General features: G+C 34.3%; 17 protein-coding genes. 6 read left to right on the top strand and 11 right to left on the bottom strand.

Going from position 1 to position 13222, the window contains the following annotated elements; translation table 11 throughout:
* Positions 1-7 precede the first annotated feature (7 nt).
* From MKZ26_RS16520 to MKZ26_RS16510, 3 genes are all read right to left on the bottom strand, one after another.
* Positions 8-313, bottom strand: coding sequence for a helix-turn-helix domain-containing protein (locus MKZ26_RS16520; RefSeq protein WP_187046094.1), 306 nt, complete (start codon positions 311-313; stop codon positions 8-10).
* 138 nt (positions 314-451) lie between these two features.
* A complete protein-coding gene (locus MKZ26_RS16515) occupies positions 452-952 on the bottom strand; it encodes a hypothetical protein (protein ID WP_340766840.1) in 501 nt (166 codons plus the stop codon).
* A gap of 52 nt (positions 953-1004) precedes the next feature.
* Positions 1005-1511, bottom strand: a complete 507-nt coding sequence (locus tag MKZ26_RS16510; protein ID WP_340766839.1) for a toxin C-terminal domain-containing protein — start codon at positions 1509-1511, stop codon at positions 1005-1007.
* Positions 1512-1650: 139 nt separating this feature from the next.
* On the opposite strand from MKZ26_RS16510, the gene MKZ26_RS16505 reads away from it, so the two are divergent.
* Complete coding sequence (locus MKZ26_RS16505; protein WP_340766838.1) at positions 1651-1827, top strand: hypothetical protein; 177 nt, start codon at positions 1651-1653, stop codon at positions 1825-1827.
* Between the two features lie 85 nt (positions 1828-1912).
* Here MKZ26_RS16505 and MKZ26_RS16500 read toward each other — a convergent pair whose 3' ends face one another.
* From MKZ26_RS16500 to MKZ26_RS16480, 5 genes are all read right to left on the bottom strand, one after another.
* Positions 1913-2206 (bottom strand): hypothetical protein, encoded by a 294-nt coding sequence (locus tag MKZ26_RS16500; RefSeq protein ID WP_340766837.1) that lies wholly within the window; start codon positions 2204-2206, stop codon positions 1913-1915.
* Between the two features lie 271 nt (positions 2207-2477).
* Complete coding sequence (locus MKZ26_RS16495) at positions 2478-2654, bottom strand: hypothetical protein (protein ID WP_340766836.1); 177 nt, start codon at positions 2652-2654, stop codon at positions 2478-2480.
* A gap of 258 nt (positions 2655-2912) precedes the next feature.
* A complete protein-coding gene (locus MKZ26_RS16490; RefSeq protein ID WP_340766835.1) occupies positions 2913-3578 on the bottom strand; it encodes a Fic family protein in 666 nt (221 codons plus the stop codon).
* Positions 3579-3734: 156 nt separating this feature from the next.
* Positions 3735-4304 carry a site-specific integrase gene (locus MKZ26_RS16485; protein WP_340766834.1) on the bottom strand — a complete coding sequence of 190 codons (570 nt, stop codon included), beginning with the start codon at positions 4302-4304 and terminating at the stop codon, positions 3735-3737.
* Positions 4305-4602: 298 nt separating this feature from the next.
* Positions 4603-5067: a YrvL family regulatory protein gene (locus tag MKZ26_RS16480; RefSeq protein WP_340766833.1), complete on the bottom strand. Its 465-nt coding sequence runs from the start codon at positions 5065-5067 to the stop codon at positions 4603-4605.
* 270 nt (positions 5068-5337) lie between these two features.
* Between MKZ26_RS16480 and MKZ26_RS16475 the strand changes: the two genes are divergently transcribed.
* Entirely contained in the window at positions 5338-5727 is a 390-nt protein-coding gene (locus MKZ26_RS16475) for a hypothetical protein (RefSeq protein WP_340766832.1), read from the top strand.
* A gap of 1078 nt (positions 5728-6805) precedes the next feature.
* On the opposite strand, the gene MKZ26_RS16470 is transcribed toward MKZ26_RS16475, so the two are convergent.
* Together MKZ26_RS16470 and MKZ26_RS16465 are read right to left on the bottom strand one after the other, a co-directional pair.
* Positions 6806-7450, bottom strand: a complete 645-nt coding sequence (locus tag MKZ26_RS16470) for a hypothetical protein (RefSeq protein ID WP_340766831.1) — start codon at positions 7448-7450, stop codon at positions 6806-6808.
* A 45-nt stretch (positions 7451-7495) separates the two neighbouring features.
* On the bottom strand, positions 7496-7900 hold the full coding sequence (locus MKZ26_RS16465; protein ID WP_340766830.1) for a hypothetical protein: 405 nt from the start codon (positions 7898-7900) through the stop codon (positions 7496-7498).
* A 791-nt stretch (positions 7901-8691) separates the two neighbouring features.
* Between MKZ26_RS16465 and MKZ26_RS16460 the strand changes: the two genes are divergently transcribed.
* Positions 8692-9168: a hypothetical protein gene (locus MKZ26_RS16460; protein ID WP_340766829.1), complete on the top strand. Its 477-nt coding sequence runs from the start codon at positions 8692-8694 to the stop codon at positions 9166-9168.
* A gap of 165 nt (positions 9169-9333) precedes the next feature.
* On the opposite strand, the gene MKZ26_RS16455 is transcribed toward MKZ26_RS16460, so the two are convergent.
* Positions 9334-10661 (bottom strand): IS3 family transposase gene (locus MKZ26_RS16455; protein WP_445683419.1). Its coding sequence is split into 2 segments (ribosomal slippage): positions 9334-10289 and positions 10289-10661, totalling 1329 coding nucleotides; the frame shifts between segments, so codons are not numbered across the junction.
* A 571-nt stretch (positions 10662-11232) separates the two neighbouring features.
* Here MKZ26_RS16455 and MKZ26_RS16450 point away from each other — a divergent pair.
* From MKZ26_RS16450 to MKZ26_RS16445, 3 genes are read left to right on the top strand one after another with little or no spacing between them, the layout of a single operon-like run.
* Positions 11233-11619 carry a hypothetical protein gene (locus MKZ26_RS16450; protein ID WP_340766828.1) on the top strand — a complete coding sequence of 129 codons (387 nt, stop codon included), beginning with the start codon at positions 11233-11235 and terminating at the stop codon, positions 11617-11619.
* On the top strand, positions 11525-11824 hold the full coding sequence (locus tag MKZ26_RS22380) for a matrixin family metalloprotease (RefSeq protein ID WP_445683430.1): 300 nt from the start codon (positions 11525-11527) through the stop codon (positions 11822-11824). Before MKZ26_RS16450 ends, MKZ26_RS22380 begins: the two co-directional genes overlap by 95 nt.
* 21 nt (positions 11825-11845) lie before the next feature.
* On the top strand, positions 11846-12820 hold the full coding sequence (locus MKZ26_RS16445) for a hypothetical protein (protein WP_340766827.1): 975 nt from the start codon (positions 11846-11848) through the stop codon (positions 12818-12820).
* Positions 12821-13222: the final 402 nt, after the last annotated feature.

Here is a 13222-nt window from a genome sequence, read left to right as displayed (position 1 = left end):
TTCTTTTTTAACTCCCTTTCGATCTCCATGTACTTTTCAAGATTTCGTTCTCCATCTTCAAATGAGATAATTGACGTTCCCGCTTGTCGTCTTCACTGGCTAACTCGGGACCGTGACCAAATGTATATTGTTTACCGATTGGCTGATCAAATCGATAAATTTCTTTCGCACGGTACCATTTCATCCAAGTTTCAACCTGTGATTTATTTTTGATTCCGTGTTTTTCCATAATTTCATTAGTTGTCAATTCACCACTTAGTTTATCTTTAACAACTGCCCATTTAACTTCGCTTGAATATACGTTTTTGCCCATGCAAAAACACCTCCGATGTAAGTACATTTTACAAGTGTACTTACATCGGAGGTGTTTTATATTGTCTCAATAATTTAGGTTAGTCCAGTTCAGATATATGGATAGGTCGCTTTTTAACAAATCATCTTGACTTTGATTTCAGCTTAAAGGTTCATCGTGAACAGTATCAAAAATACCCTTATAACCCATTTTTATATAATCAATATTCTTAGGGTCTTTAGAAAGGATATTGATTACGTCTCCGCTCGCTCCGAAATGGATTAGATACTTACTCGTAACAATAATAAATAAAGCATTGAAAGCACAAGTGTTTTTATTGAGAAGTACATCTATTGTATATAAGATTGCCTCACTTACTGGTACATCTTTTATTGATGCAATCTTACCAAACCCATCGTCAAGATCAAACTCTTCACTTGTTAGTTTATATTCTTTCCAATTAACTAAGCATATACGCTTTGATAAGTTATTAGAAATATATTTCTTTCTCCTATTGTATTCTAGGGAAATGAATAGATCGATAGTTGGCTCACCCATCGTGAGGTCGTTAATAAACTTTTGAATACCTTTTACTCGAACTTCACTAAAAAAATCCGTGGAGAATCTAACACGATTCTCCATGGGTGCATCAAAATACATAGAAGAACTCCACGGTTCAGTTAGGAGAACCCCGGACTTAGTATTAATCGATTTAGTCGGCGACCCTGTCGAGTTTCGTATCATACGTACCACTCCTTCTATCTTTTGAACAGAGATTTTGCGGCGAAGTGCCACCTTTCCAAGCAGCCTTACCGCTATGATTATCTATATCACGAGATATATAACCAGGCACTTTTGTGGATTTTTTCACCTTATCAAAAATCGCGGCTTTACCACATTTCTCACTAATTTTTTTATAACCAAGTTTTTTTGCAGCTGCTTCTGCTTCCTTTATGCTTCCACCATAAACAGTATATATATCATCTCCTTGATAATCTTCTAATAAAACTCCTTCATCGGATGACTCTAACTCTTTTATTATTTCGAGTACTTTCAAATCATACTTAGTAAGCTCACTTTGTGGGCTCTCTTCCAGTCGGTTAAAATCGGTGGAAGTTAGAACCTCTCTTTCTTTTGCACTTGCTAAAGGAACCAAAATAGTAGTGCTGAATAAAACTAAAAGACTTAATAACGTAATAACTTTTTTCATCTTTTCCATTCATAACTACCTCCAAATATTTACTTTAAAGCCAAAATCGATTATCACACACAGGATTAACCAGATACAGGGTATCATGTATCATTTTACCAAATTGAATGTATATTTTTCTTCTATTTTGTTGCAGAAAGAGGATAAGATGTGGCAATTATCAACGGGAAATGTCGCAACTCTACTGGCAGACTTCCACGTAGAGAAAGAAATCGTTCGAAAAGAAACCGAATTGGCTATACTCGAATTTTATTTGGGGGAAATCCAACAGGGGTTGCAGTCTCCTATTCACCCTCGTTTCATTAAACAATACAGAATAGGTTAACATAATGCCTCTTCCCGGAAGTAGTTACCCCTTTTTTGCGGTCTACTTATGATACTTAGTTACGACACCACTCTCGGGATGCCCTCTAATTTAATGGATATTGGTCCACCCAGTAGCCAATTAACTCGCTTACACTTATATTTAAACTATCAGCTATTTTACGGATTTCCTTTTTATGCGTTGGTGTCAGCATGATTGACATTTGTTCTTTTCTTTCTTTTAGAGAAGCTTTTATTTCTCCTAGCTCTTTGACTTCTTGCTGTTCTTCAACTTTAGCTATTGAATGCAACGCTATTTTCATAGCTTCTTGCTGTTCACTTGTCCAGTTAGCCCATGTTAATCCAGCTTGTATTATTTTTTTTGCTTCTTTTAATTCCATAACTATTATCTCCCCTTATTTTATAATTAAGCCTGGTTAAATTTAAGAACAAAGCAGGAACGAACAAACCGTATCAACGGTTTGTTCGTTAGATTAATTATATGGATTTTCCAACAATAAATTAAACTAGAAAAGAAGTTTTCATGGCAGTAGGTACCTCTATTACTCAATAAATAAGCTGCCATGAAAGGCAGCCAATACTTCAACTAGAGGACCCGTTAATTGAACAAGCACCTACTCTACAATTTCACATTATGGTCGTACCGTGACGTTAAAATTGCTCGTCTCTATTTTCTTCATCTGTACATAAGCATTCATTTTTGGCTTTTGATTTACCGCAAATTAAACAAATAATTTCTTTTTGTGCCATTTCATGCAAAACATCAGCAAATGGTTTTAATATTGGAAAATGTTTAAATATCTCTTCATCACTCATTCTTTCAGTCATTTTCTGCTCCCCTTTCGTTACTTCGCATTATGTGTCAAATACGACATAAATCTTTATTCCCTTCTCCAACTAACCTGCCTAAGTTAATTGGAGAAGGAAAAGGATTAGTTACATAAGATCAAACTGTACAAACAGCGATCTGATCTACGAGCAGCCAATTCTTTGCGAGCTTTTACGTCTCTTTTCCCTTGGCCCTGTAGTAGCTGTAGCCCCTAAATGACAATAGAGTTACTTACTATGTTCGAATTGCCCAGCATTTCAATAATCAATTCCATGAACGCAATTATCATATGTCCACTGAATGATTTTTTCATCATTATTCGTTTCATAGAACTCTGATAACAATTGATTCCAATGCTCTAATTGTTGTTCACTGATATTAACGATCCCTAAGCCGTTTAACATCATAATCGCGTTTGCAGAGACAATTGCTGTTCGCTTATTCCCATCCCAAAATAGCTGCGTTCGCATCGCATAATACATATACTTCAAGGCTTTGTATGTGAGTGAGCCTTCGCTACCGATAATTTCATTAAGTGTAGAGACGACTTCTGATTCAATTGGAATTGTAGGTGTATAGTCAACCCCGTGTATTCCTACATTCCCTGTTCGCAAAACGCCCCACTCCAGTGATTCATTATAGGATATAAAACTGTTTATTTTGCAAGCTGTCATCAGGCTAAATGTAGTATCACTAGGCAGTTTCAATACATATTGATACGCGTTTTTGAGATTGAGAATAATCTGTACATCATCCATGCTAATCCCACTTACACTCATCCCTTCTACAATTGTTTTTGTTTGCGGAAAGGTTGTGTTCACCTTTTCTAAGCGTGAAGCTGAATGGATCAGGCCAATTACACTTTTCTTTAATAAAAATTTCGATTCCCGTTCATTAAGGTTGTACTTATTGGAAATAGTCATTAGTGTCCCTCCATCTTTACGCTACATTTTTAAACACCTTTATTTTACTGAATGGAAACAGGTTGCTTCGAATAAAGTTCCCTGAACCTATCATTTTCAACAGACTTTGTTATTAGTATACAGTTGATACGTTAAGAGGCATTCCGATGGATGGCCTTAGAGGTCCAGGGCTTGAACAGCAGCATCCATATCGTCCTGTGTGATGCCGATATACCGTAACGTAACACTCTCGGAACTATGGTTAAACATCTTCATCAAGAGCGTAATATTGGTCCCTCTCTTTATCTGATGGTAACCGAACGTTTTCCGAAGGGAATGCGTCCCGATGTTTTCAATGCCTAACTCGTTCGCTGCATCACTCATAATGGTCCAGGCCTGGACCCGGCTAATCGCTTGATTCGTCCCTTTCCGGCTCCTGAATAAATAGGCTTCCGGATCCCCCTCATAATACTGGCCAGCATACGCCTCAATCGCTTTTTTGACTCCTTTAGAAAGAGCCACCTTGGTTTCCTTCCCTGTCTTTTGTTCAATCATGATTAAGTGCGAACGCACGCTATTTTTGGAATCTAATACATGCTTGAATTGCACCCTGATTAAATCCGAAATGCGATAGGGGGAATTGATGCCAAGCGTAAATAAGAGATAGTTCCTTTCGCTTTGCGCCAAAAGGATTTTTTTCATGCTGCTAATCTTGTTAAGATCCCGTATTGGTTCCACGAATTTCATATGTTCAGTATCCCATTACGCAAAAGGGATACACCTCCTCACGTATTTTAACGTACAAACCCCAATCCAACTTAAGCTAATTCTAACATACGTTAAGTTAGATTCAAATGAGCAATAGAAAAAATGCACGGCTAAAAAACAGCCTCATCCCTTGTGTACCAAGGGATGAAGCTGTTTTTTGAATCCAACATATTTACATTGTGTTAGATTCATTTTGTTTTCTTGAGCAGAATTTAATAAACCTATTGTTCTAATTCAAAAAGTCTACCATTAAATTTAATTAAAAATACCAATTTCATTATTCTAAATCTTCTAGTTTACTATGTAATTCCTCTATTTCTTTGCTATCAATCATTGGAGGTTCGGAATCATTTTCCTTTAATTTCCGACTAATAATCCCACTTATCAGAGCAAATAATAATGCGCCCTGCCAAGAAATCATGATAGTTTCCATGAAATGATCAATAGTTGCAATTAATATAAAAGCTAATCCTATATCTAATATAAATGACAACCATCCCTTACTCGATTCAATAACTCCAACAGTTTTTAGAGCTCTTGGTATATTATCTGCAATAAGCGAAAGTGGTACTTCTAGGAATAAGTAAATTAAAAAGAAAATTACTAAAGCACCAAATGAATCATATTGCAATCCTAGTAATTTTAGTAATACAAATTCAAACAAGACAATTCCCAATAAAATAAAGGCTACTATAAGCCCACAAATCACAATTGTTTTGACCTTGTTCACATGTCTCCCCAAAATAACATACTCCTTCTTGGTTAATTATTTACCTAACAAACATGCGGAACATTTGTCGAACGTTACAAAAACCGCTTCCCCCCCAAGTTCAAAAACAAAAAAATCTCCGCCTGCAGCCGTTGTTTTTTCCTAATGCTTTTTCATGATAAAGAACACTTCTACTATTAATTAGAAATCCCTTTATAAATCAGTCCATTAGGTTAATTCACCCTTGGTTCAGGTGATATAATCAAATCTTATGGAGAATTTAAGTAAAAGGGAGGCTATTCATTGAGTTGGAGAGATATTAAAATTGATCACATTGATTATGTAGAGAAGTGTGTAGGTGAGTTCGAAATTACTGCTCTACGTTTTTTAAAAAAGGTATACGAAGGAGATACTATCCATTACGGTGCTTTTAAAGTGAAGGTTTATGAGAATCAAAATATTCAACTTAGACCTTATGAGAGTAATGGATTTACAGGGGTTACGAATCTTAGATTAAAGGATCCAATGGGATTAGGTGGCTATGAAGGTGGAATAGGATTTGGAATGACTGTAGAACAAGCTCTGGATGAAACAGTACGTAAATTTTTGGGGAATATAATGGATTATAAGGCTGAGAAGAAAATGGGTCTCTGTAAAGAGGATTTTGTTCTAATAGATTATAATGAATTTTAAAGGAAAAAAAGTCCTTGGAGTGCTTCACAATTCGTTCTGAGCGCTTTAAGGGCTTTTTGCTTAGATTTATTATGTGGTTTTTCTTAAAAGGACTTCAAAAGGCTTGTAGACACTTTTGAAGGTTTGATTTCCGGATTTTAGAATGAGTTCTCTTTCTCTTGATTTTCTCCACGTGTTAGTTAACTCGATTTATTTGAGTTAACTATTAAAAATCGCAGTTTACCAGTGGTTATCGAGGTTTACTGTCAAGTCCAGAAATTTTTAGGCTCATACATCCTGATCCTTGTTCTTGTACTTGGCATGGATGTATGAAGAATGCACCATCGGTTGACATAACACTCGTTCATGGAAGTATTTAGCTCTATTTCAATAAGAATCGGCTGCCCTGTAAAGGCAGCCGATTCTTCCACTAAAGTACCCGTCAATTGAACAAGCACCATCTAGATAAAAAAGACAAAAAATAGGGGTTTATTTTAGTTCAGAACCTAAAAACAAAAAAGATCCCCGAAATGGGTATCTTTTTTTGCCTACATTTCATTAGCTTCCCTCCTGAAGCTCTCATTTTCATTTTTAAGCTGTTATAAAAATTTTCGAATACTAAAATACACCAAGTGGATAAAACGTAAGAAAAGCCGTTTTAAATCGATTTAAAACGCATACCATTTGTTCTTCCTTCCCTAGTTTGTCTGTTGCCCTTAGATGCGAAAATGCCCTAAAACACATGTGCAGGATAAATCCTCTCGGTTTCGGACATTTAAATCTTTTTCCCACCTAAGTAAAATAAGGTGTAATTCCTACTTCTCTTTTTAGTATGTCGGCTTGTATTCATTTCGTTTCCTTTAGCGTTATTTTGCAAAAGTGGTTTATGAGAATGAAAAACAAGTTTTAATATTGGTTGATGTAAATTCGATACTTTATGAAAATTTGTTCAAGTTTTCATAGAAAAGATAAATCAGTTGAGGTCACACTGTGCTTAAAGGAGCAGTAAATATATTATTTAATAAAAGGAGAGTAGCGGATGCTACTCTCCTAAATATTTTTACATATAGAGTAATTTGATACCAATCTATATATAGATTCAAAGTGCTTTTAGTAAATAAGCCCAAGCTACATATTCATCTCCAGGAATAGGAGTAACTACTAGAGCTATTACTATAACTGAAATAGCTAACGATTTTATAAAAGGAATACTGTTAGCCCATTTTGGAGCGCTGGGATTATAAGCTATTATTCGTTCTTGAACTTTTTTATTTGCCATAACCCCTACTTTTACGGCTTCAGGCAAATCATCATACTTATGGACTTGATTTTTAAGTTTATCGCACTCTTCTAGATTGTCTAATCTCATGCAATAGTAATGAACTTGCTTTTTATAAATGTGTACATGATAGGGTTCTTTTGTAGAGCTATTAGCTGGATCAATTCTGAAACAATAAGTATTCCCTAAATCGAATGTACAGTTCTTGGGATTAACGTTAGATGCAAAGGGCGTAATTTCTTCTGTTGTACTAGGCAATACAGGATTACTTTCTTTTTCAATCAATTCTAAATATAAATCATATTGTTCTTTTGTAATCTTTTTTCCCTCAATCATAGCTTTTATTTCTTCTGGTATATTATCTAATACATCTTGAGGGATATCTATTATTGTACTCTTAGATTCTATTTCAGCAGCTTTAGTGTTCTTAGGTGGGAAATTGGATAAAAGAACAATAAGGACCATTAAACTAATTAATACTTTTTTCGAAAAAATCACTCTTTCTTAAATTTAATTTTGATTTAAGTGCCACAATTGCATTAAAGGTATTTTTTCATATTCTAAATTAAATTTTTCTTTTAAAAAACGTTCGAAAATCTCGTCTATAACCCCTGTATAAAAGTTCACTACAACATGACAATGGCCTAATGCTACATGGTCTGTTAGTTTTTTTGCAAACTGATCCAAACATTCAATATGTTCATCTTTTACTGGGTCATTAGAATAAATACTGACAGTTATTAAATTTTTTCTTAAATCTTCTTCTACAGTATTAGTTGGTAAGTTCAAATCTGTTGATTTAGGCAAACGATTCTCATCTAAAATAAACATCCGATAAATCTCTTCTTCGCATTGGATATCCCAAACTTCTAAATTTGTAAGTCTTAATTTTCTTTCGAAATATTCAATAATCAAAACCTCCTTTTTCTTCCTGATGATGCACACTTTCCTAACAGTGTATCATTTTACCATCAAATGTCACTAAAAAACAGTAGAAAATATTTATGGAATATTTGATTAATTCATGAGTGATCCGTGGGGAATTCGATTGGAAAAGTGTTGAACAGGTAAATAAAGTCTATTGTGAATCAGATTATTGAAAGTGTTTATATTTATTTTTTTCAATTTGAATTTATAGTGTGTTTTAAAGCATTTCACAATCGTTTCTAGCGCTGTTTTACTTTCTTTATACCAAATTCACAAGAAACTTTCTGTTCACCTTAATTTGATGCTTTAAATCGATTAAAAGCGTATTTTTCTAGTACGAACTTTATTTTTCATGGATTATTTAGGCGAGTGGTAAATTAATCTTGTTTTTTTATAGTTAATAAGCATTTTTACCTTTGAATCTTATTAAATCGTTTAGACCAGTAAAGCCAGGTCTTTTCGCACGTTTTTTTAAAAAGCGATAAAAAAAGAAGAGGGATTTACTCCTTCTTCTTTTGACAATGAGTTTTAACTTTTGTAAAAAAAGAATCAATTAATCCAAATATTGGACCTTTTAAAAATGTCGTGATAAAGTTGAAACCAGATCTAATGGGGAGGGTAGATGTAGAAAAGTTATTGGTTGCTAGGTAATGATACTTTCTGTGCAGAAGCGCTTTTTGATCTTCCGAGGCTTAATGATCGGATAATTTCGGCTAGGTATGTAATCATTTTAGAACAGTAATTTCTACCAAATCTACTAACGAATAGGGGTTTTCTCATTGAAGAAAAATATCTTTGTTTTTTTGGCTTTACTTTTAGCTTTTGCCCAGTTCCTTCCAACGGTGGCAAATGCGAATGCAGCTCCTGAGAAAATCGACGAAGAATACTCTCCATTGGAAGACGAAGCAGCTTTACAAATTGCAAAAGAATATGGTATTACCGAAGAACAAATGCTTTTAATCGATCAGGAAATAGATAAGCTCATAAAAGATGGTAAATTGATAAATGAAGATGAATATACTATTTATGCAGAAATTCCTTACCTAAAGGAAGTAAGTACAATAGTATCTGCTGTTGTAGCTTTAGGGCTTGGTTTTTATGCTGCTGGGAAATATGCAGCTCGTCAAGTTGAAGTAAAACTAGGCGTTTCTCCATCAGAGTATAAAAAGTGGAGATGGGGTTATTATGGTGCCGTTAGTATAATTGGAGGCCCTATAATGGCACAAGGATTTGATGATTACTTCTATGGGATATGAAAAACTTTTTCTAATTGCATTTGGGTTATTAATTTTTAGTACTATCATGGCTTGGTCCCTTGCTTCCGATAAAAAAAAGAATAAAAAATGAAAAAAAAGCGACCGTCCACATTTTATGAACTGAGCCCCATTTAATGGACAGTTTAAAAAAAGTGACGTTTTAGTCTATGCTGCTATGAGATGACTTCGGTATTGAGCCGGAGTCATCTTTTTTAAATCCCATTGCTTACGCGTACAGTTGTAGTGTTCCATGTATTCATCTACCATTTTTTTTAACTCTAAGAGATTGGATGCTTCCTTGTAGTCTACATCGTCTTTAAAATGACCGAAAAATGATTCGATAGGTGCGTTATCCAAACAATTTCCCCTTCGGGACATTGACTGTGTGAGCTGCATCGCTTTAACACGTGTCTGGTATTCGGGGTGCGTATAATGAAAACCTTGATCAGAGTGAATCATCGCTTCTGGATGTACATTTCCTGCTAGTGCTTCGCTAAGCTTCCTCAAAGTTCGATAGACAATACCCATACTTAAGCTAACCGAAAGTTCGTAAGCGATAATTTCACGGCTAGCTACATCCTTCACACAAGAAAGATAAGCAGTCTGTCCAGTTTTCATTTGAAGATAAGTAATGTCGGTAACAAAAACTTTGCCAGGTTCATCTTGAGTGAATTGCCGATTTAAGAGGTTTGGCACCGTATGGTGTTCTTGGGTAGCCTTAGCTATATTCTTATAAGGGTTTTTTCTACGTATTTTAGCAAAGAGATTAAATTTGCGCATTAAACGAAGAATCTTTTTGTGATTCATGGGGATCTCAAGTAATTCCACTAACGCCATGTAAAGCCCACGATATCCGATTTTCCCTTTGAACGCATCATAAACACATTTAAGTAAAAGGTAGTCTTGATAATCATTTTCCTCACGTATAGCATGGACCTCAGTTTTTTCGAGCCATGCATAGTAGCCACTTCTATGTACTTTTGCGACTTTACATAGGTGATCTGTGAACCTATGTAATTGAAATTTACGAATCACTTCATTAATCACCTGATATTTTTCGGCTGATGTTAGTATTATTTTTTCACCTACCTCTCTAGTTCCTCGAGCTTTTTTAACAATTCGACCTCGGCTTCAAGATATTTAATACGTGCTTCAGCTTTTTCAAGTTTTTTCTCAGGAGATAATCCTTCAGTTGATGGACGACCAGGACTTCCTTTTCCGCGACGCTCCTCAAAGAATCCTTCTTCTCCATGAAGCTGATAGGATTTTCTCCAACGACTAAGTGACTCTTTCGCTTTCTTCGTACCAATCATTTCTAAGTCAAATCCATTTTCAATAAAAACTTGAGAAGGACCTTTACCGCTCTGATTCTCTTTGACAGCTAATACTTTAAATTCAGGTTTATATTGGATAGAGCGATCTGAAACTGAGTTCACATTAGGATTCGCTTCTAATAATCTACGCTGGTGTTCATTAAAAAGTATTTTACTCATTGAAAACACTCCTGTCAGGATATTTATCTTCAGTATACCTAAGCTTTTAGACAGAAAAAACCCCAAATGGTGTCACTTTTTTAAAGTGTCTACCATTTGGGGTTCAGTTCATTATTGTGGATAGGTCGCTTTTACTTTGTTCTTGAGATTGAGTCATAAAATTCTTATTTTATGCTCTAAAAACACCTTTGAAATTAATAGAACGATGAAATTAGGCCTCTGATTGTGAATCCAATTTCTTTTGCATCCTCTTCAATACTTTCTACAACATGGGGTATTTTGAAATCCTTTGTTTGAATCATTACTAATCCCATCCATTCATCTGATATTTTACAAGATTTTACCACAAATCCAATGATATAAATAATCTATTAAATAAAATTGTATGCCCTATACATCATTAGTTGACATAACGCCCGAATTCGGAAAAAAGTTAGAAAGAGCATAAGGGGTTTTTGGATTATTTTACTTTTAAATAAACTTAAATTTCATAATATATAGCATTTTAAACTATTATATCCTATAATAAAATTGTCTATACTTATAAAAGTATAAAGTAGGAGGTTAGTAGATGAAAAAGAATAAATTGTTTTTTGTTTTTGTTGTAGTTATGCTATTTTCTTTCATGGCTCCGTTGGTTTCAGATGCTTACAACCATTGGACTAATAAGGCTAAATTGATTGGAGGTGTAAACTATAGAACTTTTTATATAGCAAGAGAAACTTTAGATGGTGTTAATTACGGTTCATTAGTGCGCGATGCAGTAACAGATTGGAATGACCGAGTAAATGGATATGTAGATGTTCACTTTACTGAGATTAACTCTAACCATGGTGCGCAAACACGTTTTTGGGCGGGCGGTTATGGAAATACTGGTTGGAATGGAGTTGCACTTTTTTTCACTTATAGTGATGGGCAAATTTCAGCTGAGGGCTATGGCCCCACAAAAAAACTATGAATATTCCCAATTAAAACTTAATCACACTGTTTTGTTTGATGATAGTGTTAATGACATTAGAGCCACTACTAAACATGAATTTGGACACGCGCTTGGTCTCGCTCATTCCGACGATTTAAATTCAATTATGTATAAGAATCGTGATAGAACTACAAGATTTGTTCAAGTTGATGACATTACAGGAGTTAAAACCCTTTATCAATAAAAGTGAGGCGTGAAGTAGTCCATGAAAATTAAATACTTATTCTTCATATTTATTGTATGTTTCTTAGTCGGTTGTAATAAATCAAATCAAGTTTTATCGATTAATACTTCATCAGAATTAAATGAAGAATACCATTCTATTGATGAGTTAAAGAATGAATCAAATTTAATAGTTGAAGGAAGAGTGCACAGTCAAGAAGTTATTGTTTATGAAGGTCTTCCATTCACTGTTTCAGAATTTCATATAATTAATAACTATAAAGGGGATATAAGTAAGGGGGATGTAATTAGTGTTATTGAAACTGGAGGTATATATAAACCTGAGCTAGAACAAGGTGTTTTTGGAGATAAGGTTGAAATGAAATTAAATGGCGTAAAAGTAATGGACAGTAAGGACGATTATATATTGTTTTTAAAAACCTTTAGTGGACCACAATTAGCTAATCAGGGTTATATTCCATTAGGTGCTTATCAAGGTAAGTTTAAAATCGTTGAAAGCACTATTAAAACTTTAAATAACCAAGAACCCAACATTCAAGTTGTTGAACAGCAAGCAGATGAAGAATATAAAATGAAAAATATACCAGTTAACAAAGAAGAGTTAATTACCACAATCAGATCTGCAGGCGAGAAAGCAAATCATGATATTCATTCAAATGTAACTAATCTCAAGGAGCAATTTGAAAACCAAAATAACATATCAGAGGTGGAAATTGATCCAGAAGATAAGGTTTTTCATCCTGATTTACTAGGTGTTACGCCCACCGTTCTGAAGATACAAGACGTTGAGTTAGTCACTTTTGAATTGTATAGTGAAGAAGATATTGCAGCTGCGGTAAAGGCATTTGAAGAGAGAACGGCTACAATGGAAATTACAAATTTTTATGAACTGTACAATGTAAACAATTTGCTGATTTTCATTGTTTCGGATGACATCAATCAACTAAAGAAATTTGAAAATAAATATAACTCTAAAATGGAAAAAGTCTATCGTTGAATGGGAATATGTAGAGTTCCTAGAACACTTAAAAGAAATTGATCCTGCTGCACATAAAGAGTTTCTAAAGTTGAAAGAATTAAATGACAAGGAAATAGGAATGGAGAATCATTGAGGGGAATTTTATCTTATTCTTCTCTTTTTTTACGTCTTCTTTTTTGTGGTATTGTGTTATAAATATCTGTATCAGTGAATATTTAATAGCAATTTTAAATAAAAAACACACATTTAATTCGCTGTGTGTCATTGGGTATCTACTAAACTAGCAGTGCCAAGACTTTGAAGGATACCCTAAACAAGTTCCTAAACAAAGTTATAAAACAAGGAGCATGTTGATGGTGGATAAAATCTAACAGAAATGATTTCTCCTTCTCAATCAAAAAATAATAGAACGCTGAACGA

The organism is Sporosarcina sp. FSL K6-6792 (genome assembly GCF_038004885.1).
GTDB lineage: Bacteria > Bacillota > Bacilli > Bacillales_A > Planococcaceae > Sporosarcina > Sporosarcina psychrophila.
This window is presented reverse-complemented; position numbering and strand designations above follow the sequence as displayed.